The 22,233-nt window shown below is 69.7% G+C and carries 22 protein-coding genes; 7 read left to right on the top strand and 15 right to left on the bottom strand.

The features are described from left to right. Positions 1–7: 7 nt before the first annotated feature. The 9 genes from CU254_RS13030 to CU254_RS13070 all read right to left on the bottom strand — a co-directional run bounded on the left by CU254_RS13030 (position 8) and on the right by CU254_RS13070 (position 8,337). The gene (locus tag CU254_RS13030) at positions 8–1,102 is read right to left on the bottom strand and encodes an acyl-CoA dehydrogenase family protein (protein ID WP_009076327.1); all 1,095 of its coding nucleotides are present in this window, start codon (positions 1,100–1,102) and stop codon (positions 8–10) included. Then, the gene (locus CU254_RS13035; RefSeq protein WP_009076328.1) at positions 1,099–2,277 is read right to left on the bottom strand and encodes an acyl-CoA dehydrogenase family protein; all 1,179 of its coding nucleotides are present in this window, start codon (positions 2,275–2,277) and stop codon (positions 1,099–1,101) included. The genes CU254_RS13030 and CU254_RS13035 overlap by 4 nt, the downstream gene beginning before the upstream one ends. Further along, positions 2,274–3,497, bottom strand: coding sequence for an acyl-CoA dehydrogenase family protein (locus tag CU254_RS13040; RefSeq protein ID WP_009076331.1), 1,224 nt, complete (start codon positions 3,495–3,497; stop codon positions 2,274–2,276). Before CU254_RS13040 ends, CU254_RS13035 begins: the two co-directional genes overlap by 4 nt. After that, entirely contained in the window at positions 3,497–4,522 is a 1,026-nt protein-coding gene (locus CU254_RS13045; RefSeq protein ID WP_009076333.1) for a phosphotransferase family protein, read from the bottom strand. The genes CU254_RS13040 and CU254_RS13045 overlap by 1 nt, the downstream gene beginning before the upstream one ends. A gap of 32 nt (positions 4,523–4,554) precedes the next feature. After that, positions 4,555–5,007 (bottom strand): MaoC family dehydratase, encoded by a 453-nt coding sequence (locus CU254_RS13050; RefSeq protein ID WP_009076335.1) that lies wholly within the window; start codon positions 5,005–5,007, stop codon positions 4,555–4,557. A gap of 5 nt (positions 5,008–5,012) precedes the next feature. Beyond that, complete coding sequence (gene fabG / locus CU254_RS13055; protein ID WP_009076337.1) at positions 5,013–5,768, bottom strand: 3-oxoacyl-ACP reductase FabG; 756 nt, start codon at positions 5,766–5,768, stop codon at positions 5,013–5,015. A 156-nt stretch (positions 5,769–5,924) separates the two neighbouring features. Further along, the gene (locus CU254_RS13060) at positions 5,925–6,572 is read right to left on the bottom strand and encodes a DUF998 domain-containing protein (RefSeq protein ID WP_009076339.1); all 648 of its coding nucleotides are present in this window, start codon (positions 6,570–6,572) and stop codon (positions 5,925–5,927) included. Positions 6,573–6,611: 39 nt separating this feature from the next. Then, positions 6,612–7,691, bottom strand: a complete 1,080-nt coding sequence (locus tag CU254_RS13065; protein WP_009076341.1) for a DnaJ domain-containing protein — start codon at positions 7,689–7,691, stop codon at positions 6,612–6,614. Between the two features lie 100 nt (positions 7,692–7,791). Continuing rightward, entirely contained in the window at positions 7,792–8,337 is a 546-nt protein-coding gene (locus CU254_RS13070) for a GNAT family N-acetyltransferase (RefSeq protein ID WP_009076343.1), read from the bottom strand. A 298-nt stretch (positions 8,338–8,635) separates the two neighbouring features. Here CU254_RS13070 and CU254_RS13075 point away from each other — a divergent pair, with 298 nt between their 5' ends. The 3 genes from CU254_RS13075 to CU254_RS13085 are packed head-to-tail and all read left to right on the top strand — an operon-like array spanning position 8,636 to position 13,823. Continuing rightward, a complete protein-coding gene (locus tag CU254_RS13075) occupies positions 8,636–10,072 on the top strand; it encodes an APC family permease (RefSeq protein WP_009076345.1) in 1,437 nt (478 codons plus the stop codon). Next, complete coding sequence (locus tag CU254_RS13080) at positions 10,069–12,936, top strand: beta-mannosidase (RefSeq protein WP_009076347.1); 2,868 nt, start codon at positions 10,069–10,071, stop codon at positions 12,934–12,936. The genes CU254_RS13075 and CU254_RS13080 overlap by 4 nt, the downstream gene beginning before the upstream one ends. Beyond that, positions 12,933–13,823 carry an ROK family protein gene (locus CU254_RS13085; protein WP_009076349.1) on the top strand — a complete coding sequence of 297 codons (891 nt, stop codon included), beginning with the start codon at positions 12,933–12,935 and terminating at the stop codon, positions 13,821–13,823. Before CU254_RS13080 ends, CU254_RS13085 begins: the two co-directional genes overlap by 4 nt. A gap of 127 nt (positions 13,824–13,950) precedes the next feature. Here the strand turns inward: CU254_RS13085 and CU254_RS13090 are convergent, their stop codons facing one another. Then, positions 13,951–14,163 (bottom strand): hypothetical protein, encoded by a 213-nt coding sequence (locus CU254_RS13090; protein WP_234392821.1) that lies wholly within the window; start codon positions 14,161–14,163, stop codon positions 13,951–13,953. Further along, positions 14,144–15,133 (bottom strand): hypothetical protein, encoded by a 990-nt coding sequence (locus CU254_RS13095; protein WP_009076351.1) that lies wholly within the window; start codon positions 15,131–15,133, stop codon positions 14,144–14,146. Before CU254_RS13095 ends, CU254_RS13090 begins: the two co-directional genes overlap by 20 nt. A gap of 457 nt (positions 15,134–15,590) precedes the next feature. On the opposite strand from CU254_RS13095, the gene CU254_RS13100 reads away from it, so the two are divergent. Further along, positions 15,591–16,868, top strand: coding sequence for a cytochrome P450 (locus CU254_RS13100; RefSeq protein WP_037713514.1), 1,278 nt, complete (start codon positions 15,591–15,593; stop codon positions 16,866–16,868). Positions 16,869–17,487: 619 nt separating this feature from the next. On the opposite strand, the gene CU254_RS13105 is transcribed toward CU254_RS13100, so the two are convergent. Further along, positions 17,488–18,114 carry an alpha-ketoglutarate-dependent dioxygenase AlkB gene (locus CU254_RS13105; RefSeq protein WP_009076355.1) on the bottom strand — a complete coding sequence of 209 codons (627 nt, stop codon included), beginning with the start codon at positions 18,112–18,114 and terminating at the stop codon, positions 17,488–17,490. A gap of 41 nt (positions 18,115–18,155) precedes the next feature. Then, entirely contained in the window at positions 18,156–18,734 is a 579-nt protein-coding gene (locus CU254_RS13110; RefSeq protein WP_037713516.1) for a helix-turn-helix domain-containing protein, read from the bottom strand. 138 nt (positions 18,735–18,872) lie between these two features. On the opposite strand from CU254_RS13110, the gene CU254_RS13115 reads away from it, so the two are divergent. Further along, complete coding sequence (locus CU254_RS13115) at positions 18,873–19,478, top strand: hypothetical protein (RefSeq protein WP_009076358.1); 606 nt, start codon at positions 18,873–18,875, stop codon at positions 19,476–19,478. A gap of 88 nt (positions 19,479–19,566) precedes the next feature. Then, entirely contained in the window at positions 19,567–20,277 is a 711-nt protein-coding gene (locus tag CU254_RS13120; RefSeq protein WP_199841132.1) for a class I SAM-dependent methyltransferase, read from the top strand. A 54-nt stretch (positions 20,278–20,331) separates the two neighbouring features. Here CU254_RS13120 and CU254_RS13125 read toward each other — a convergent pair whose 3' ends face one another. Then, a complete protein-coding gene (locus CU254_RS13125; RefSeq protein WP_009076363.1) occupies positions 20,332–21,261 on the bottom strand; it encodes an RluA family pseudouridine synthase in 930 nt (309 codons plus the stop codon). Between the two features lie 12 nt (positions 21,262–21,273). After that, complete coding sequence (locus CU254_RS13130; RefSeq protein WP_009076365.1) at positions 21,274–21,669, bottom strand: DUF5313 domain-containing protein; 396 nt, start codon at positions 21,667–21,669, stop codon at positions 21,274–21,276. A 104-nt stretch (positions 21,670–21,773) separates the two neighbouring features. Between CU254_RS13130 and CU254_RS13135 the strand changes: the two genes are divergently transcribed. Beyond that, the gene (locus tag CU254_RS13135; protein WP_009076367.1) at positions 21,774–22,217 is read left to right on the top strand and encodes a MarR family winged helix-turn-helix transcriptional regulator; all 444 of its coding nucleotides are present in this window, start codon (positions 21,774–21,776) and stop codon (positions 22,215–22,217) included. Positions 22,218–22,233 lie beyond the last annotated feature (16 nt).

Consider the following 22,233-nt stretch of genomic DNA (forward strand, 5'->3'; position numbering starts at 1 on the left):
AAAAACCTCAGGCAGGCAGATCCACCAGGTCCGCCAGCAGCGCCCGATGCCGGCCCGGCGTGCCGAAAGCGATCTGGTCGCTCTTGGCCCGCTTCAGGTAGAGATGCGCGGGGTGCTCCCACGTCATCCCGATCCCGCCGTGCAGCTGGATCGCTTCCTCCGCCGCGTGCACCGCAATGGGCGACACCCGGGCCTGCGCGACCGACACCGCGATCGGCACGTCGTTCCCGGTCGTCAGCGCGTCCGCCGCGTACCGGGCCGTCGCCCGTGCGTTGACCAGTTCCGTGTACAGGTTCGCCAACCGGTGCTTCAAGGACTGGAAACCCCCGACCGGGCGACCGAATTGGTACCGCCCCTTCAGGTACGTCACAGTCTCCGTCAGCGCCCACTCGGTGATCCCGGTCTGCTCCGACGCCAGCAACCCGGCCGCAGCGGTCAGGGCGTGAGCCAAAGCCTCCGCGGCAGCGGCACCAGTGCAAATCACCTGTGCCGCAGCGGAATCCAGAGCCACATCGGCGACCCGGCGCGTCAGGTCCAGCGACACGGCCTCGGTCACGGTCGCGGCGGAAGCGTCCACGGCATAAAGCCCCGGGCCATCCGGGCCGACCGCCGGAACGATCAGCAGATCCGCGACCGAGGCATCGACCACTGTGGACACTCGACCGGTCACGGTTCCGTCGAGAAACGAAACCGCGGAAGGGAAAGCAGAACCGGGCGCGGTCGAAAGTGGCACCGCCAAAGCGCCGATCACCGAGCCGGAAGCGAGCTGGGGGAGCAGGTCCGAACCCGCGGCCAGCAGGGCGGCGGTCGCGAGCACCGCACTGCCCAGGTAGGGCACCGGCGCGACGCTCCGGCCCAGTTCCTCCAGCACGACCGCGACCTCGCGCGGCGAAGCCCCGTGCCCGCCAAGGGATTCCGGCACCATCAGGCCCGCCGTGCCGAGGTCGGCGGCCAGGGTCTTCCACAGGGAAAGGTCGTACGGCGTGTCCGTTTCGACCCGCGCGAGCAGCGCCGCCGGCCCGGCGCGGTCGGTCAGCAGCGCGCGCACCGAGGACCGCAGATCCTCTTCCACGTCCGAGTACAGCAGGTCCGGCGTGCTCATCGGGGCAGGTCCTTCCAGGCGACGTCCTTGTCCACCCGCGGCTCGGACGGCAGCCCCAGCACGCGTTCGGAGATGATGTTCCGCAGCACCTCCGAGGTACCGCCCTCGATCGAGTTCCCCTTGGCGCGCAAGTACCGGTACCCGGCGTCGCGGCCGAAGAAGTCGACCTGTTCCGGACGGCGCATCGTCCAGTCCTCGTAGCGCAGGCCCTCTTCGCCCAGCAGTTCCAGCTCCAGGCCGGACAGCTGCTGGTTCAGCTCGGCGAACGCCACCTTCATCGCCGAACCCTCCGGCCCGGGCGCGCCCACCGCGAGCTGCTGCCGCTGCCGTTCCCCGGCCAGCCGCAGCGATTCGGCCTCGACCCAGTGCTGCACGAGCCGGTCGCGCAGGTCCGGCGTGCGCAGCTCCGGACGGTCCCGCCAGGTCTTCGCGACCAGCCCGATCATGCCGCCCTCGCGCGGCATCGCGGTGCCGCCGATCGCGACGCGCTCGTTCATCAGCGTGGTCTGCGCGACCTTCCAGCCCTCGCCGACCGCGCCGATCCGCTGCGAGTCCGGGATCCGCACCTCGGTCAGGAAGACCTCGTTGAACTCCGCCTCGCCGGTGATCTGCCGCAGCGGCCGGACCTCGACGCCGGGTGCGGTCATGTCGCACAGGAAGTACGTCATGCCCTGGTGCTTCGGCACGTCCGGGTCGGTGCGCGTGACGAGGATGGCCCACTGCGCGAGATGCGCGCTGGACGTCCACACCTTCTGCCCGGTCACGACCCAGTCGTCGCCGTCGCGGACCGCGCGCGTGGCCAGTGCGGCGAGGTCGGAGCCGGCGCCCGGTTCGCTGAACAGCTGGCACCACACCTCCTCGCCGGTCCACAGTGGACGGAGGTAGCGCTTCTTCTGTTCCTCGGTCCCGAAGGCGAGGATCGTCGGCGCGGCCATGCCCAGGCCGATCAGGATCCGGCGCGGGTTGTTGTCCGGCGCGCCGGCGGCGGCGAAGGCGGCCTCGACCTCGGCCTGCAATGCCCGCGGAGCGCCCTGGCCGCCGAGTCCCTCGGGGAAGTGCACCCAGGCAAGCCCGGCGTCGAACCGAGCTCGCAGGAAGTCCAGAGCGGACATCGACGCCGGGTCGTGCTCAGCCAGGAACGCGGCGACCTGCGCCCGCAGCTCCTCGGCGGTCATTTGCCCGCCTCCGTCCGGTACTTCTTCAGCTCGCGCCGCGCCAGCGACCGCTTGTGCACCTCGTCCGGACCGTCGGCCAGCCGCAGCGTGCGCACGCCGGCCCAGATCTCCGCCAGCGGGAAGTCCTGCGAAACGCCGCCCGCGCCGTGCGCCTGGATCGCCTTGTCCAGGATCCATTCGACGGCCAGCGGGGTGGAGATCTTGATCGCCTGGATCTCGGTGTGCGCGCCCTGGTTGCCGACGGTGTCCATCAGCCACGCGGTCTTGAGCACCAGCAGCCGCTGCTGTTCGATCCGCACGCGCGCCTCGGCGATCCAGTCCTGCACCACGCCGGAATCGGCGATCGGACGGCCGAACGTCTCGCGCGACAGCGTGCGGCGGCACAACGCCTCCAGCGCCCGCTCCGCCATGCCGATCGCGCGCATGCAGTGGTGGATGCGGCCCGGCCCGAGGCGGGCCTGCGCGATGGCGAACCCGGAACCCTCGTCGGCGATCAGGTTTTCCGCGGGCACCCGCACGTCCTCGAACAGCACCTCGGCGTGCCCGCCGTGGTCGCCGTCGGTGTAGCCGAACACCTGCATGCCGCGCACGACGGTCAGCCCCGGCGTGTCGCGCGGGACGAGGATCATGCTCTGCTGCTTGTGCGCGGGCGCGTCCGGATCGGTTTTGCCCATCACGATGAAGATCTTGCAGTTCGGGTTCATCGCGCCGGTGATGTACCACTTGCGCCCGTTGACGACGTACTCGTCGCCCTCGCGCCGGATGCTGGTCGCGATGTTGCGCGCGTCCGAAGAGGCCACGTCGGGTTCGGTCATCGCGAACGCGGAGCGGATCTCCCCGGCCAGCAACGGTTCCAGCCACTGCTTCTTCTGCTGCTCGCTGCCGAACATGGTGAGCACTTCCATGTTCCCGGTGTCCGGCGCTGCGCAGTTCACCGCGGCGGGCGCGAGGTGCGGGCTGCGGCCGGTGATCTCGGCGAGCGGCGCGTACTGCAGGTTGGTCAGCCCCGCGCCGTGGTCGCCGGGCAGGAAGAAGTTCCACAGCCCGCGCTTGCGCGCCTCGGCCTTCAGCTCGTCGACGATCGGCGGCGGCGACCACGGATCGGTGCGCGCGGCCAGCTGCTCGTGGAAAACCGCCTCGGCGGGGTAGACGTGCGAATCCATGAATTCCAGCAGCTGCCCGCGCAGTTCCTCGGTGCGGGCGTCGAACGCGAAGTCCATCAGTTCTCCTTGGTGAGCGTCTTGGCGCCCTGCTCGATCAGGGGAGCGACGGCGGCGCCGATCTGGTCGAAGCCCTCGCCGACGGTTTTGCCTTGCTGGAAACGGAAGTAGATGCCCTCGAGGATCACCGCGAGCTTGAAGAACGCGAAGCTCACGTACCAGTTCAGCGCCGACAGGTCGCGGCCGGACCGCTGCGCGTAGCGGGCGATCGTCTCTTCGGTGTCCGGATACCCGGGCGCGCTGCTGGCATTGGACACCATCGGCAGCGAGAGCTGGTCGCGCTGCGCATAGGTGATCATCAGGCCGAGGTCGGTGAGCGGGTCGCCGAGCGTGGACATCTCCCAGTCCAGCACCGCGGTGATCCGGTCCTCGCCGTCGACGAGCACGTTGTCGAGCCGGTAGTCGCCGTGCACGATGGCGGGCGGCCCGGACGCCGGGATCGCCGCGGCGAGCTGGTCGTGCAGCCGGTCCGCGCCCGGCAGGTCGCGGCTGCGCGAACCGTCCAGCTGCTTCTTCCACCGGCGCAGCTGGCGTTCGAGAAAGCCTTCCGGACGGCCGAAATCGCCGAGCCCGACCGCTTCCGGATCGACCCCGTGCAGGTCGACGAGCGTGTCCACCAGCGAATCGGCGATCGCCCGCGTCCGCTCCGGGCCGAGCTGCTCCAGTTCCTCGGCGGTGCGGTACGGCGTGCCCTCGACGTACTGCATCACGTAGAACTGCGCGCCGAGCACGTCCGCGTCCTCGCACAGCAGAACGGTTTCCGGCACCGGCACCGGAGTTCCGGCGAGCCCGCTCATCACGCGGAACTCGCGGCGCATGTCGTGCGCGGTCGGCAGCACGTGGCCGAGCGGCGGACGGCGCACGACCCAGCGCTGCGTTCCGTCGGAGACGAGATAGGTGAGGTTGGACCGCCCGCCCTGCACCACTTCCGCGGTGAGAGCGCCGGAGACGAGCCCGGGCCGCTCGCGGTCGAGATGGGCGCGCAGCCTCGCCAGATCGAGGCCGGGCGGGTCGGTTTCGGTCATCGGAAGGACTCCAGTTCAGGCTAGGTCAACGATCAGAGGATGAGCCGGGAAACCATCTCGGCGACGCAGGCGGGTTTGTCCTCGCCCTCGATTTCGACGGTCCAGCGCACCACCGCCTGCTTGCCGCCGGGCACGTCGGTCAGCTCGACCAGGTCGGCGGTCCCGCGCACCCGCGAGCCCACCTTCACCGGCTGCGGGAACCGGACCTTGTTGAGGCCATAGTTGATGCCCATCTTCAGGCCCTCGACCCGGTAGATCTCCGGCAGGAACGCGGGGATCAGCGACAGCGTGAGGAACCCGTGCGCGATCGTCGTGCCGAACGGGCCGGCCGCGGCCTTTTCGGCGTCGAGGTGGATCCACTGGTGGTCGCCGGTGGCGTCGGCGAACAGCTGCACCTGCTCCTGCGAGACGGTGTGCCATTCGCTCGTGCCCAGGGTCCCGCCGACGGCTTCGGCGAGTTCGGCGACATCGGAGAACACGCGCATCGGAATCAGTCCTTCGGTCCGCCGGCGACGTAGATGACCTGGCCGGACACGAAGCCCGCGCCCTCGCTGACCAGGAACGACGCGACGTTCGCGATGTCCTCGGGCGTGCCGACGCGCTGCACCGGGATCTGCGACGCGGCCGCGGCCTTGAAGTCCTCGAAGCTCATGCCGACGCGCTCGGCGGTCGCCGCGGTCATGTCGGTGGCGATGAACCCGGGCGCGATCGCGTTGGCGGTGACGCCGAACTTGCCCAGCTCGATCGCGAGGGTCTTGGTGAAGCCCTGCATGCCCGCCTTGGCCGCGGAGTAGTTGACCTGCCCGCGGTTGCCCAGCGCGGACGTGCTGGACAGGTTGACGATCCGGCCCCACTTCTCCTGCGTCTGGTACTTCTGCACGGCGCGGGTCATCAGGAAGGAGCCGCGCAGGTGCACGTTGAGCACCGAGTCCCAGTCCTGTTCGGTCATCTTGAACAGCAGGTTGTCGCGGGTGATGCCGGCGTTGTTGATCAGCACGGTCGGGTTGCCGAGCTCCTCGGCCACGCGGGTCACCGCGGCCTCGACCTGCTCCGCGTCGCTGACGTCCAGCGTGACGCCGATCGCGCGCCCGCCGTCGGCGACGATCGCCTCGGCGCCCTGTTTCACCCCGGCCTCGTCGAGGTCCAGCAGGCCGACGGCGAACCCGTCGGAAGCGAGGCGGCGGGCTACGGCGGCGCCGATGCCACGGCCGGCGCCGGTCACGATGGCCACACGGGAAGCGGTCACGGGGATCTCCTCATCGTCGAGAAAGCCTGCTCGTTCGGATGTCCGGGGCTGGCTCGGACTGCCTGCGCAGGATGCCACGGCGCGGCACCCGTCGCTGGCGGCTAAGCGTACGCTTATTACGCGTCGATCGCGAGTCCCTCGTTCGAACGGGGAGGCTCAGCGCCGGCTTCGCGGCGGGGCGGCCAGCGCGGCCAGCGCGACGAGTTCGGTGAGCGCCATCCCGCGTTCCACGAGGCCGAGCGGGATGAGCAGCCACCAGCGCTGGTCGGTCAGCGCGGCGACGGCGACCGCGCCGAGGATCACGGCGAACCAGGCGAGCGACGCGACGGCGAGCGCGCGGGCGAGGAACCGGCGGCGCGGCGAGTCCGGAAAGGCCGCGCGTGCCGAGACGAGCACTGCGAGCGGCAGGCAGACGAAGGCGACGACGCTGGCGATCCGGTGCAGTGTGCCGCCCGCGCCGGTCGCCGCCGCGTTGGTCCAGTCGGTCTTCGGGAACGCGACGATCACCAGCAACCCGGCCGTCCAGCACGCTCCGAGCACCGCCGCGAGGACCGGAAGCCTTCCCTGCAGCCGCAGCACGGCGAACGCGACCGCCGAACCGGCCGCGACGAGCACGACCGCCAGATCGAACACCCATTTGTGGTCCGACAGCCCGTATTCGCTGATCGTCCGCCGGGTCGCGCTGATCTCGTCCGTCGGCGGCACCACCTGCAACAGCAGCACGAGCACGGCACCGAGAGCGAGCGCGCCGATCCCGGCCAGCGCGAGCAGCACGGGACGGCGGTCCGCGGAGACGGTGGTCATGCACTCAGCGTGACACGCGCCGGATATATCCCCGGTGAGTCAAGCCGCCCGGCCGGACCCGGTGACCTGCGCGCGCACCGTGCGCAGCGCGTTGTGGTCCACAGTGGACGGTTCGGCGGACAGCCAGCCGCCGATCTCGTGCAGGAACTGCTCCGGCGTCATCGGGGGACCGGGTTCGCCGTCCGGTTCGGCGGTGGTGATCTCGCCGTCGCGGCTCGGGTACACGATCATCGCGCCGCGCAGCGCGACGCCGGGCAGCAGTTCGCGGTAGCGCTCCAGGCTTTCTTCCAGCTGGCTGCCGCCGCCGCGGAACGGGCGGCCGTTGCGCAGCAGCCGTCCGTCCTCGGCGGTTTCGTAATGCCCGGGCAGCCACAGCTTCGATTCGACCAGCACCAGGCGTTTCCCGCACAACACCGCGTGGTCGACGTCGGCGAACACCGAACCCGGCCACGCGAGACCGTGGAAGATGCGCGCGCCGGGCAACCGGGTCAGGTACCGCTCCAGCAGGTCGGCAGTGAGCCGTTCGGCCAGCTCGTCGGCCTCGCCGCCGGGGGAGCCGAACACCGCGCTGCCGCCGAATTCCTCCGCGAACTCGTGCCGGGCGCGGCGGGCGGACAGGAAGCCGCGGGCGAGCCGGTGCACGAGCAGTGCGGTGCCCGCGGTGAGCGCGAGCCAGACGATCAGCACCGGCGGCGTGAAGTCGATCCCGGCGAGCAGCGGCAACAACACCAGCACCGTGCCGGCGACCGCCGCGACGACCGGCGTGTGCCCCGGCCCGCGCCGCCGCCCGTGCCGCATCCGCGGATCGGCCGCCGCGAACGACCACCACTCCAGGGTTTCCGGATCGATGTCCGGCGCCTCCGGACGGTAGCCGGGCTGCTCGCCGAACCGCCGCCGCGGCCGCGGTTTGGGCACCGAGGCGGCCGGGACGCCCGCGTCGTAGCGCGCGCGTTCGCTGGGGTCGGCGAGGGTGTCGTAGGCCTCGCGCAACAGCTGGAAAGTGCCGACCGTGCCGCCCGCGTCCGGGTGCAGCGTCTTGGCCAGCCGGCGGTAGGCGGCCTTGATCTCCGTGGGGGACGCGGTTTTCCCCACGCCGAGTACCGCGTAGTAGTCGGGCACGGTTCGGGTTCCACCTCCGGACGGCTGCCGCGCAACGATATGGGGTCGCCGGGGCGGGGCGCCATCCGCCTCCGCGGCGCGCCGGGGTGAACCTGTTTCGCTAGCCCGGGGCCGGCCACTCTTCTCGGTTCAGGGCGTACTCGACGGCGTTCAGGTCGTCGCCCGGGGCGAAATACCGGCGGTCGAATTCGGCGACGAAGTCCCGGACGTGCCGGAGCCCGATCGAGGCCATCGTCGCCCGAGAGGCTTCGTTGCGGGCCTGCGTCCTGGCGAAGATGCGGTCGAGCCCGACGTCGCGGAACCCGTGCCGGAGCATCTCGCGCGCGCCCTCTTTGCCGAGTCCTTTGCGCCAATGCCGGCGGAGCAGCCGGTATCCCAGCTCCGCCTCTCCTTCGGATTCGCCCGGCCGCAGAGACCAGTACCCGGCCAGCTCGCGGTCGACGAACCCGACCCAGCAGCCGAGGCCTCGATCGGCGTACGCGAGCGTCGCCCGCAGCTCGGCCGCCGCCTGCTCGCGGGTCAGCACGCCGCCGAGATAGCGCATCACTTCCGGATCGGCGGACATCTCGACCTGATGCTCGAGATGTCCGGCGGACAACGGGATCAGCCGGATCCGCTCGGTGTGCAGGATCGGCTGGGACCTCATGCGAACGCTCCCGGGTCGGCGGACGGCGGCAAGCAGTCTGGCAGCCGCGCGGACCGCCTGTCAGCCGGTTTTCCGCCGGAACGCCGGCTCGCGGCCTTCCCGGCCAGCGGCGCCCGGACGCCCGTTCGGGCTCGCCGCACCTTGTCCTCTCGGGTCCTCTCGGGTCCGCCGGACCCGCGCCCCACCGTCCCCTTCTCCCACTCCCGCACCGGTTTCGGCAACTTTCCGGACGCAGCCCTTCCGCACCCCGTTCATTCTATGTTAAGAAGCTTTACTAACTATTGGATGGAGGCACGACGTGAGCTCACCCACCCGCCCGGGGGACTCCGCGACCCTTCCGGGGAACGGTCTCGAACGCCGGATCGGGCCGCTGCAGGCGACCGCGATCAACATGACGCAGATGTGCGGGATCGGCCCGTTCGTCACCATCCCCGCGATGGTCGCGACCATGGGCGGCCCGCAGGCGATGTTCGGCTGGATCATCGGCGCGATCATCGCGCTCGCCGACGGGCTGGTGTGGGCCGAACTCGGCGCGGCGCTGCCCGGGGCCGGCGGCACCTACATCTACCTGCGCGAAGCGTTCCAGTACCGCTCCGGCCGGCTGATGCCGTTCCTCTTCGCCTGGAGCGCGGTGCTGTTCATCCCGCTCATCATGTCCACCGGCATCATCGGGCTGGTCCAGTACCTGGGCTACCTCGTGCCGGGCGTGACCGACGCGGACGGCGTCACCCCGCTGGGCAAGGCCATCGGCATCGGCCTCGTCGTGCTGATCGTGCTTGCTCTGTTCCGTCGCATCGGCCAGATCAGCAAGCTCACCACCGCGCTGTTCCTGATCATGCTGTTCGCCGTCTTCGCGGTGATCATCGCGGCGTTCACGCACTTCGACGCGCACCAGGCGTTCGCCTTCACTCCCGGCGCCTTCGGCTCGGGCGGCGCGTTCTGGTCCGGTCTCGGCGCGGGTCTCGTCATCGCCGTCTACGACTACCTCGGCTACAACACGAGCGCGTACCTCGGCGGCGAGGTCCGGAACCCGGGCCGCACGCTTCCGCGTTCGATCATCTTCTCCATCCTCGGCATCATGACGCTCTACTTCCTGCTCCAGGTCGGCGTCCTCGGCTCGCAGCCGCTGGAGTCGATCAAGAGCGCGACGTCGGTGGCGTCGTCGGTGCTGGAGCAGGCGTGGGGTTCGGTGGCCGCCAAGATCGTCACCGTCTTCATCGTGATCGCCGCGGTCGGTTCGGTGTTCGCCGGCCTGCTCGGCGGGTCGCGGGTGCCGTTCGAAGCCGCGCGCGACAAGGTGTTCCTGCCGGTGTTCGGCAAACTGCACCCGAAGCTGAACCTCCCGACCGCGGGCGTGCTCGCGATGGGCGTCATCACGGCGATCGGTTCGCTGTTCACCCTGACCGACGTGATCAACGCGGCGGTCACCGTGCTGGTGATCATCCAGTCGCTGGCGCAGGTCGCGGCGATCGTCGTGCTGCGCCGCCGGCAGCCGCACCTCAAGCGGCCGTACCGGCAGGTGCTGTATCCGGTGCCGACGATCATCGCGGCGCTCGGGTGGGTTTACGTGTTCCATTCCGCTACGCCGTTGTCGAAGTGGCTGACGGCCGCATGGATCGTTCTCGGGGTCATCGCCTTCGCGTTTTATGCCGCCAAGGAAAAGGTGTGGCCGTTCGGGCCCAAGGAAATCCGCGAGGCGTTCGCGTCTCAACCGGCCGCGGGGGTGGAGTCGTGAGGAAACCGCTGATCGCCGGGATCGCCGCGCTGGTCCTCGTGCCCGGCGTCGTTTCGGCCACCGCTTCGGCCCAGCAGCCGGAAACGGCGGCGGCGCGTCCGCAGGGACCGTCGACGATCGGTCTCGACGGCTGGCAAGTGCTGACGACCGCGCAGGTCAAGGACGACGGCCCCGCGGTGTCGAAGCCCGGCTACCCGACGCGCGGCTGGCTGAAGGTGAAGCCGGACGACGCGGGCGCGCCGGGCACCGAGATCAACGCGCTGGTGCAAAACGGCAAGTGCCGTGATGTGTTCTACTCCGACAACATGCGCAAATGCTTCGGCTACCAGACGAAGCGCGGGCCGGTCGTCACGAAGCAGTTCAAGGACCCGTGGTGGTTCCGCACCGAGTTCAACCCCGGTTTCCGGCCGGGCAAGAACGCGAAGCTGACCATCCCGGGTGTCGTCGGCGAGGGCGACGTCTGGCTGAACGGCTCGCTCGTCGCGGGCAAAGACGTGGTGAGCGGCGCGTACGCGAGCCACACCTTCGACGTCACGAAACTCCTGCGGCCGGGCAAGAACACGCTCGCGGTCAAGATGTACCCGAACGACCCGAATTCGATGTACACGCTCGATCAAGCCGACTGGGCGCAGATTGTGCCGGACAACAACACCGGCCTGCAGTTCCCGCCGACGCTGCAACTGTCGGACGCGCTCAGCGGCGACAACGCGCACGTCGTGCAGGACAACGCGGCGGATCTGTCGACGTCTTCGCTGACCGCGAAGGTCGACGTCACCAATGACGCGGGCACGCCGCAGACCGGCGAGGTCACCGCGACCGTCACGCCGCCGGGCCGGGGCGCGCCGATCGTGGCCAGGCAGACCGTCACGATTCCCGCGCACACCAAGCAAACCGTGACGTTCACGCCGGCGAAATTCCCGCAGTTGAGGATCGTCAAGCCGCAAGTGTGGTGGCCGTACTCGATGGGTGCCCAGCCGTTGTACACCTTGGGTACGACAGTTTCGCAGGGCGGCGTGGTCTCGACGTCGTCGTCGGACACATTCGGGATCCGGACGGTGACGTCGAAGCTGATCGGCAAGTCCCCGGCGCTGCCGGACGGTGCGCGGAAGTTCGCGATCAACGGCCGCGATTTCGTGTTCCGCGGCGGCGGTTTCGCGCCGGACCTGTTCCTGCGCTACGACAAGGCCGACATCGCGCACCAGCTGGCGCTGATCAAGAACCTGGGCTTGTCCGGCGTCCGGCTCGAGGGCCACGACATGCCCGCGGACTTCTACGCGCAGGCCGACCGCGCCGGACTGCTGGTCCTCGGCGGATTCCTCTGCTGCGACGCCTGGCAGCCGGAGCATCCGGAGAAACTGACCGACCGCGACTACCGGATCATGCACGATTCCGCGTATTCGATCGCGCAGGCCGAACGCGGCCACCCCAGCGTGATCACCTACGGCTGGAGCGACAACGAGCCGATCCCGCGGCAGGAAACCGAGACGCTGAGCGCGTTCAAGGCCGCCGATTGGGACGTCCCGGTGATCGCGTCGGCGGAGTACAAGAGCACCAAGACGCTCGGCCCGTCGGGGGAGAAGGAGGGCCCGTACGACTGGGTCCCGCCGACCTATTGGTACGACTCGTCGACCTTCGACAAGACCGACCCGAGCCGCACGAACGCGGGCGGCGCTTGGGGGTTCGCGAGCGAGCAGAGCGCCGGGCACACCGTGCCGACGCTGGATTCGCTCCGGCGGTTCCTGTCGCCGGAGGAGCAGGCGAAACTGTGGCAGGACCCGGCGTACAACCAGTACCACGCGAATTACGAGTCCGGGCACGGCGGCTACAAGTTCGGCACGCTGTACACCTTGGACGAGTCGATCGCCCGCCGGTACGGGAAATGGGATTCGCTGGAGTCCTATGTGGAGTCCGCGCAGATCGCGAACTACGAGAACACCCGTTCCCAGTTCGAGGCGTTCCTCGCGCACGCCAACGACAAGCAGAACCCGTCGACCGGCGTGGTGTACTGGCAGCTGAACAAGGGCTGGCCGACGCTGCTGTGGGCGCTGTACAACAACGACGGCGACCAGCCGGGCGCGTATTTCGGTGCGCAGAAGGCGAACAAGCCGCTGCACGCGCTGTACGCCTATGACACCGGCACGGTCGCGCTGTCCAACCTGGGCGCCGCGCGGCAGAACGGGATTTCCGTGCAGGCCAAGGTGTACGACACCGCGGGCAAGGTCCTCGACGACCAGACCGCTCCGGCGGTTTCGCTGGACAGCCAGGGCGTCGCGACCGGGTTGCTGAAGCCGAAGGTCCCGGTGGAGACGAAGGCGCCGGTGAAGGCACAGACGTATTTCGTGGAGTTGGAGGTGCGCCAGGGCGGGAAGGTCGTGGACCGGAACGTCTACTGGATGTCGACGCAGAAGGACGTGGTCGACTGGGCGAAAACGCTGCAGAATCCGCAGGCCACGATGAGCCAGTACGGTGATCTCACCGGCCTGCGCGAGCTGCCGAAGTCACAGGCCAACGTGTCCGCGTCGACCCGCCCGTCGCGCGGCCCGGACGGCACGGACACCGCGACGACGGTGACGGTCGCCAACACGTCGAAGACCTCCGCGGTCGGCTTCTTCCTGCGCGCGGACGTTCGCCGGTCCACCGACGGATCCCAGCTGCCGGCCGCGCTCTGGGACGACAACGACATCACGTTGTGGCCGGGCCAGTCGCAGACGCTGACCGTCCGCTACCGGGCCGCCGACCTGCACGGCGCGGCCCCGACCGTCAGCGTCGACGGGTTCAACACCGGCCGGGTCGTGGTGCCCGCCGGTCCGCACCGGGACGGCCAGGAGGCTGTCCCGCCGGTCATCGAGGGGACCCGCGAGTGACATCGGACGACCTGATCCTGGGCATCGACTTCGGCGGCACGAAAGTGGCGCTGGGTCTGTCCGACCGGACCGGCACGCTGCTCGCGACCCGCCGCCTGGACACCGACGCCGAAGCAGGCGCCGAACAGGTGGTCACGCGGGCCCTGGCCGCCGCTGCCGAACTGGCCGCCGGTTCCCCGCCGGCCGCGATCGGCGTGGTCAGCCCGGGAATCGTGCTGCCGGACCGGATCCTGCTGGCCCCGAACGTGCCCGGCTGGGAAGAACTCCGCCTGGCCGAACTGGTGTCCGCGGCCTTCCCCGCCGTCCCGGTCGCGGTCGGCACCGACGCCAAAGCCGCGGCGCTGGCGGAATGGACCTGGGGCACGTTGAAGGGAGCCGACCCCGCGGTCTTCCTCTCCCTGGGCACCGGAATAGCCGCCGCGGTCCTGGTCGGCGGCCGCCTGCTGACCGGTGCCAACGGGGCGGCCGGGGAGATCGGGTACAACCTGCGCACCCCCCAAGACGCCGACGGTTTCGCCAGCGGAGCGGCGCCGCTGGAAGAAGCCGTCGGAGGCCGGTGGCTGGGCACGCGGGCAACCGCGCTGCTCGGCCGCCCGGTCACGGCGGGCGAGTTGTTCGCCCTGGCGCGGGAAAACCCGGAGGCGAAGGAACTCGTCGCTTCGGCGCTGGACGAGCTTTCCATGCACGTGGCGAACCTGGCGATCGCCTTCGACCCCGCCCGAATCGCGGTGGGCGGCGGTTTGGTCCGGTCGGCTGACGTGTTGCTGCCTGCCTTGCGGGAACGCTTGGCGGCGGCGGTGCCGTTCCCGCCGGAGCTGGTACCGGCGCGGTTCGACCAGGACGCGGCGCTGCTGGGCGCGGTGGCGCTGGCGTTGCGGGAAGAGTGAGGCTTCCGTGACCGGCGGGGTTGTTCCCGACGCTTCGCCGGTCACGGGTACCAAGCGTTTGGTGTGCGCACCCCGGCCCGCTCCTGGCGTGGGCGACTGTGGGTTGTCGAGATTGCCCGCGACGCATCTACCAGCCCATGTCCTTGGCGACTTCTTCCTGCGCGGCCGCGATTTCCTCGGCCGTGGACCCAGCGACGTCGCGGTCCGTCGCGTATTCCAATCCGGACAGCAGGTCGACGAGCGCCTGTTTCTGCGCGGGATGGGTGATCGGCACCGTGTCCAGGTCGACGGTCATCAGCCAGTCGAACAGCACAACGGCATCAGCGCGCCACAAACGCATGCCGACAGTGGGCAGCTCCGGGTCCATGCCGTGATTCTGCCCCCGACGCTGGCCTCGTTGCCATTTGATTGGCGGCGAATCGCCTGACGTTCGCCACGACGAACGAGCCCTGGTTGTGCGCAGCCGTGGTGGATCCGTTCCCACACCCCCGGCCGCTTGGCAGTGGGCTGCTGTCGGCCTTGGCGAAGTAGCTCAGCCGGGCCGTGGCCAGCCGCGCCGGTCTGGCTTCCAAGAAGTGCGGACGAGGAGCTGCGCGTAGCCGTGCTGTCGCCAGTACCCGGAGGATCGTGGTGCGGGCGGCGAGTTCCAGCCGGACGCGGCCGAGCGAGAGGGGTTCGACCGCGTTGCCGCCGCAGTGTCTTGCCTGTGCCTCGCGGACAAACTTGATCGGCGAATTCGCGGCCGAGCACTGCGGCGTTCGTGAGTAGTTCGGTGACTGGCCGGAGGAGAGGGACAGCCCGCCGCTGGCGTGCGTCGGCGACTCCGGGGGCTGTGTGCTCCCGCTGCGCCACAACGGCGCTGTCTGCGCCACGAAGGACGGGTTCCACCGGTGCTCGTCGGCGGCCAGTTCGGCACCCGGATCCGCGCCCACGGTGCGGTTCATCAGCTCGGTGACTCCGGTTTCGTCCAAGCCAGTGCGCGTGATCGTGGTCGCTTTCACGGCCAGCGGCGGCATCAGCTCGTGCAGAGGATGGCTGGGCGCGTCCGCCTCGACGTCGCGGTAGGTGCCGATGAGCGGCTGTTCGACCCAGGTGTGCCGGTCCGCGAACTCGATCAGCGGCAGCGAGGCCGGGTCTGCCCAGCGCAGGTCGGCGAGGATGACGACCACTGGGCGTTCCTGCGCCACCGTGGCCAGCGCCCGGGCGACGGCGTCGGGCCGCTCGGGGGTTTCGCCGAGCAGCGCGGACAGCGTCGGCGAGCTGGCGGCGGCCCGTTCGTGCGGGGCTGGTTTCCGGCGCAGCGCGCGCATGACCTGGACCCACGGCCAAGAGCCCGGCGCGGGCCCGGACTCCCCGCAGGTACCGCAGAGGACGAGCGCGCGCGTCGTCCGCCAGTGCGCTGACCAGCGTGATCTCGCCGATTCCGGCCTCGGCGACGACCAGGGCGTGGCTGGCCGTGGCGCGCGAGAGCTGCGCAGGCACGGTCGCAGCGAGGTGAGGCCGCCCGATCAGCGCCGCAGTCATCCGGTTCCTCCCTTTCTTCGCGAACCCCTCACGGGACTCGCGTCGCGTGTTTTCACCGGCTGCGACCGGCTGGTCACGCAAGTCGTGCCGACGCGAGCCATTCTGTCCGGGGGGTCTGACAATTCCCGGAGGCCGTCACCTGGCCGGGTGACGGGAGTCCACTGTGGACTTGCGCTGGTCACGGGGTGACGGGCGTCTCCGCCCGGGACCGGAGCGAGGGGTGGTTGCGGTACTGTCGCCGCCATGGGGAGTCTCCGTTCGCGCATCCTCGCTTGGGCCGGCCGCCGCTACCTTGCCCGCCAGCAGAAGCGCGGTTTCGATCTCGAGAAGATGGCGCTGCTGCCGGATTCGGCGTTGGAGCCGTTGCGCCGCCAGGGCCTCGACCCGCTTCCGGACCTCGGCCGGCTGCGCGGCGAGGCGCCGATCAGCAAGCTGGACCTGCCGTTCGGGATGAACGCCTGGCTCGTGACCGGGTACGAGGAGGCCAAGGCCGTCCTCGGGAAGGGCACGGAGTTCAGCAACGATTTCACGAACCTCGTCGGCAACGCGGGCGTCACCGAGGACCAGAACCCGGGCGGCCTCGGCTTCGCCGATCCGCCGGTCCACACGCGGCTGCGGAAGCTGCTGACGCCCGAGTTCACGATGCGCCGGCTTTCTCGGCTCACGCCGCGGATCGACGAAATCGTCGCGGAGCAACTGGACGCGATGGCCGCCGCGGACGGGCCGGTCGACCTGTGGGAGCAGTTCGCGCTGCCGATCCCGTCGCTCACGATCTGCGAGCTGCTCGGCGTGTCCTATGAGGACCGGGCGGACTTCCAGCGGCTGAGCACCGCGCGGTTCGACCTGTTCAGCGGTGCGGGCGCGTCGCTGGGGGCGATCTCGGAATCGCTCGGGTACCTGCTGGAGATCGTGCGCAAACAGCGCGAACAGCCCGGCGACGGTCTGCTCGGCATGCTGATCAAGGAGCACGGCGACGAGATCGACGACCGCGAACTCGCCGGTCTCGCCGACGGCATCCTGACCGGCGGCCTCGAGACCACGGCGAGCATGCTGGCGCTGGGCGCGCTGGTGGTGCTGCGCGACCCCGCGGCGTTCGAGGCGGTCCGCGGCGACGACGATTCGGTGCACCGGTTCGTCGAGGAACTGCTGCGGTACCTGACGGTGGTGCAGATGGCGTTCCCGCGGTTCGCGAAGCAGGACATGGACATCGCGGGCGTGCACATCAGCGAGGGCGACATCGTGCTGGTGTCGCTGTCGGTCGCGGACCGCGATCCAGTGCTCGGCAAGGGCGACATGGACCGCTTCGACCCGACCCGCGAGCCGTCCTCGCACCTGGCGTTCGGGTACGGGATCCACCGGTGCATCGGCGCGGAACTGGGCCGCATGGAACTGCGGGCGGCGTACCCGGCACTGGTCCGGCGCTTCCCGAACCTGCGGCTGGCGGTGCAGCCGGAGGAGCTGGCGTTCCGGAAGGTGTCGATCGTGTACGGACTCGACTCGCTGCCGGTGCTGGTGGACTGAGGCCGGATCGCTGGGCGCCCGGGTGGTCGCCTCGGGGCAGGCCCGGTTGGTGCGCGGGTGTCGTGCGGCGGTGGGAGTGACTTTGCTGCTGCGGGTTCCGGTGGATGGCTCGGCGATGGCCACACCGACGGCAGCCGCCGTGCGCGGGTTGTTCAATCGGCGGTGCGTGAGGGCGGGCGGACCGGCGGTGCGCGGTGGGTGCGGCAGGGCGAGTCGGGGTGCGTTCGCGGCCGTGCGAGGTGGGCTCGCTGGACCGGCGGCGTGCGGATGGTGTGCAGGGCGGCACGAGTCAGCGGAGCGCTGATGGATGGGCGAGGCGGCTTGGCTGGACCGGCGGCGTCTGGGGTGCAGGGCTGCGCGGCCGAGTAGCGGTGCGCCGACGAATCGGCAGTGTGCTGATGAACGGGCGAGGCGACCTGGGGGAACCAGCCGCGGTGGCGTGCGGCGGCACGGCCGAGTCCGGAGTGCACTGACGAACGCACCAGACGACCTAACTGACCAGACAGCGCCCCGCGATGGCCAAGACAGCCGGGTCGAACTCAGCCCGGCCAGGTACTCGCAACCTCGTCACCGCAACTCGTCGCCGCAGCCCCTCGCGACACCGCTCTCGCCGGACCTTTCATCTCACCCCTCTCGGGCGGAACTGGATGCTGATCCGAGGCCCCACCGCGCGGGCGGTCTTCGGGATCGCGTGTTCCCACGTCCGCTGGCAGGACCCGCCCATCACGATCAGATCTCCGTGGCCCAGCGGGTACCGCAGGGATTCCCCGCCGCCTCGTGGGCGTAGGGCCAGGTGGCGGGCGGCGCCGACGGACAGGATCGCCACCATCGTGTCTTCGGTTCGGCCGCGGCCTAGGTCGTCGCCGTGCCAGGCGACGCTGTCTTGGCCGTCGCGGTAGTAGCAGAGTCCGGCCGTGCGGAACGGTTCGCCCAGTTCGGCTGCGTAGTGGGCGGACAGCGCCTCTCGCGCCTCGGTGAGAACGGGGTGCGGCAGCGGCGCGTGTTCCCGGTAGAAGCACAGCAGCCGCGGCACAGCCACGACCCGGTCGTACATCTGACGACGCTCCGCGTACCACGGGACCTCAGCGGCCAGGTGTTCGTACAGCTCGTCGGAGCCCTCGAGCCACCCGGGCAGGACGTCGATCCACGCGCCTTGCCCTAACTCGGTGCGCTGCACGCCGGAGAGCGGGCCTAGGGTGGCTGGCCCGCTGGCACCGAACAGCGAGCCCTGGAATGCCTGACTCATGCCTCCAATCTACACGACATTCGAACACCTGTTCGGATGAACTACTCCGCAGGCTTGGGGTGCGCGGTGACGACGAGGCGGTGCAGGCGGGCGTCGGGGGCGGATTCGTTGTGGTAGCGGGACACCAGGTCGGTCACGAGGGTGGTCAGCTCGTCGGTGAACGCGGAACGGTCGCGGGCGGAGGCGAAGGCGATTTCCGTGTCCAGGGTCAGCGTCGAGAGAGGTTTTCCCGCACGGGCCGCGCGTCGGGCCAGGCCGGCGACCTCGCGGAGGGTGCGGCCGGCGACGGCGAGCAGGTAGCTCACCGACAGGCGGTCCGGCTTCACGCTGGCGGAACCGGCGGCGCCGAGGGCGGCGGGGGAGACCAGGTAGGCGCTGGCGGTGGCGGCGAAAAGCCGTTCGGTGAGGCCGCCCCACTGGCGGGTTCCGGCGGGTTCGACGAGGCCGTGCGATTCGAGCGCGCGCAGATGGTAGTTGACCTTTTGCCTGGTCAGGCCCACTCGGGCGGCCAGCGCCGCGGCGGACGCCGGTTCGGTCAGCGCGGCCAGCAGGCGGGCGCGCACCGGGTCCAGCGCGGCCGCCGCGACGGCGGGGTCCTCGATCACTTCGACGTCCTGCATCCCCTGAGCCAAGCAGTGACAAACAAAGTCGTCAAGGGAGGAGGCCTTGTCCGCGACCGGCCGGGGGACTTACAGTGAGCAGCCAGTGGTCTGGACCTGTACCGCTGCCGCCGCCCTGAGTTCCACGGAGGTTGGCACGTGCGCACGAGAACCCGGATCGGCGGAGCACTGGCGGCGGCGGTGTGCGGGATCGCGATTCTCGCCCCGGTCGCGGACGCCCAGGTCGGCGGCGGCACCTGGAAACCCTGGTCGCCGAGCTACCAGGAACAACAGAAGGGCTGCGGCCACATCGGCGGGCTCACCTTCACGCTGACCTGCTCCGACGGCAGCGGCGAACAGCGGGCCGAGCGCCGCTACGAGACCTACACCGGCGGCACGCACCAGTTCGAGGGCTCGTTCAAGATCACCAGCATGGGCGGTTCGCGGATCAGCCTGAAGCAGACGTTCCGCGACGGGTCGGACGCCGGGCCGTATTTCCTGCTGGCGGTGGAGAAGGGCGGACGGCTCTACACCGTGGAGAACGGCCAGACGGTGGCGACCGGCGCGACGGTCGGGACTTCCGTGCGGGTGAACACGATCAATCAAGTGGGCAGCTCCCACAAGGTATACATCAACGGCTCGCTGAAGCAGACCGATTCCAGCCCATCGGGTAGTTATTACGACAAGTTCGGGTCGTACCGGACGGCGAGCGGCGCGGGGCCGATCACCGTGCAGTGGAGCGGAATCAAGTTCTGGACCAGGTGATCGCCGCGACGGGTGCCTGCCGCCGCCGGGCACCCGTCCGGTCGGAAATCCGTTGCTGTGGCAGGGGAATTCGGTCACTGTTGCGGCCATGACTTTGGTTGAGCACTACGGCACCGAGACCACGGAGAGCGCGCGGCTGGTCAGATCGCCGCACGGCAGGCTGGAATTTCTGCGCACGCAAGAACTCGTGCGGCGAGCGATACCGCCGACTGGGCAGAGAGTGCTCGACGTCGGCGGGGCGACTGGTGTGCACGCCCGTTGGCTGGCCGCGGACGGACATTCGGTGCACGTAGTCGATCCCGTGCCGAGGCACGTCGCGGAGGCGGCTGAAATCGAAGGCGTCACAGCGGAAGTCGGCGACGCGCGAACCTTGCCTTGGCCAGAAAACAGTGCGGATGTCGTGCTGTTAATGGGTCCGCTCTATCACCTGACGGACTCCGGTGATCGCGAGCAAGCGCTTGCCGAAGCCCGGCGTGTGCTTCGCCCAGGAGGCATTGTGGTCGCCGCTGCGATCAGCCGCTATCTCTCGGTCATGGAGACCGGAACCAATGGTCAGCTCACCGAGGAGTTAACCCCGGCGGTAAGAGCTCTGATCGACACCGGCCGCTATGACGGCCACGTCGGTTTCGTTCCCGCGCATTTTCACACCGCGGACGAGCTGCGCGACGAGCTGGAAACCGCTGGCCTGAACAGGATTTCCGTGTACGGAGTGGAAGGGCCGGCCTGGCCCGCGCTAGACGTGGCCGGGATCGAGAATTCGACGCACGCGCGAACGCGGCCCTTCGCTGCGCTCGCCTGACCGAGCAAGACCCGCTCCTGATCAACGCCAGCGCGCACTTCCTCGCCGTATCCGTCAACTAGCCCATGCGTCGAGCGAATCCCACGCCGACAGCGTCCGGCGGCTGGTGAACCGGCGGTGCTCCCCGGTCAGCGGGTCGTCGAATTCCAGCACTTTCGCCAGCAGCTGCAACGGTTTCGTGAAGTCGTTCAGCGGTTTCTCGTGCAGCTCCGGATAAAAATCGTCGCCAAGGATCGGAATCCCCAAGGAGCACATGTGCACCCGCAGTTGGTGCGTGCGTCCGGTCGCGGGCGTGAGGCGGTAGCGGCCCAGTCCGTCCCGGTGTTCGAGAAGCTCCACTGTGGACTCGGCGTTCGGTGGCCCGGGCACCTCTTGCGCGGCCAGCACGCCGCGTTCCTTCACGATCCTGCTGCGCACCACCCGGGGCAGCTCCAAAGTCGGGTCATAAGGCGCGATCGCTTCGTATTCCTTGTGCACCAACCGATCGCGGAACATCGTCTGGTACGCCCCGCGTGCGGACGGCGTGATCACGAACATCACCAACCCGGCCGTCACGCGGTCGAGGCGGTGCGCGGGGGAGAGGGCGGGCAGGTCCAGCGAACGGCGAAGACGCACCAAGGCGGTTTCCAGCACGTGCCGCCCGCGCGGGATGGTCGCCAGGAAATGCGGTTTGTCGACTACGAGCAGGTGGTCGTCGCGGTGCAGGACGGTGACGTCGAACGGCACCGGCACCTCGTCCGGCAGGTCGCGGTGGAACCAGATGAACGAACCGGGCACATAGGCCGCGTCGATGCCCAGCGGACCGTCCTCGCCGTGGATTCGCTGCTCGTGCAGCATTTCCTCGATCCGCGCGGGGGCGACCCGGGGCAGGCGTTCGACCAGGTGCTCCAGCAGGGTCGTCCACGGCCCCTCCTCGGGCAGCCGCAGCCGGGCCGGGTCCAGGCCGTGCCGGGGCGGGATCGGGGCCGGGCGCTTGCGTCTCATCGGCTCCCGAGTCTAGTCGGCGGGGTCCTGCCGGTAGGCCGCGATGTACCGGGCGGTCGCCTCGGCGTTGGCCTCGGCGGCTTTCTCGCGCCGGATCCGCTTGCCGGTCCCGGGCGGGAAACCGTTGCGGGACAACCGGTGGTCGATGCTTTCCTCCATGTACGCGCACGAGTAGAAGTACGACACCAGCGCGGCCATCAGCACGATCGCCAGCCGCAGCCCGAGCGGGGCCGGCAGCAGCAGCCAGACCAGGCACAGCGGCGCGATGCCCACCGTCGCGCGCAGGACGTGCCGGGCCTTCCAGTGCTTGGACGTCGCGTCGTGCAGCAGCCAGTCGCGGTAGCGCTCGGGAAGCCGCCCGCTCACGGCGTAGACGAACCAGCGGAGAACGCCGGGCCGGTCGGTCATCGCTCCTCCTCGGGGTTTGCGGCCACAGTACCCTAATGATTAGTACGCTAACTAATAGTGTGGTGCAGCCCGCGCTAGAGTAGGCCCGAGCACGAGGAGGACGAGTGGCCGAGATCGACCTTGGCGAGGACCCGCTGAAGCTCGACCGGCAGGTCTGCTTCGCGCTGTCGGTCGCTTCGCGCAGCGTGATCGCGATTTACCGGCCGCTGCTGGAGCCGCACGGGCTGACCCATCCGCAGTACCTGGTGATGCTGGCGCTGTGGGAGCAGTCGCCGCGGTCGGTCAAGGACCTCAGCACGGCGTTGCGGCACGAGCCCGCGACGCTGTCGCCGCTGCTCAAACGGCTGGAGGCGATCGGGTACGTGACCCGCGGCCGCAGCCGGGCCGACGAACGCCAGCTGACCGTCGAGCTCACCGACAAGGGGCGCGAGCTGCGCGCCGAGGCGGAGAAGATCCCGTACCGCGTCGTCGAGCGGCTCGGCATGGAGGTCTCCGAACTCGAGGCATTGCACGCCGCGCTCGGCCGGGTCATCGAAGCGACCGCCTGAGCGGGAAGAACTCGCG

Origin of the sequence: Amycolatopsis sp. AA4, from assembly GCF_002796545.1 — a bacterium.
Taxonomy (GTDB): Bacteria; Actinomycetota; Actinomycetes; order Mycobacteriales; family Pseudonocardiaceae; genus Amycolatopsis.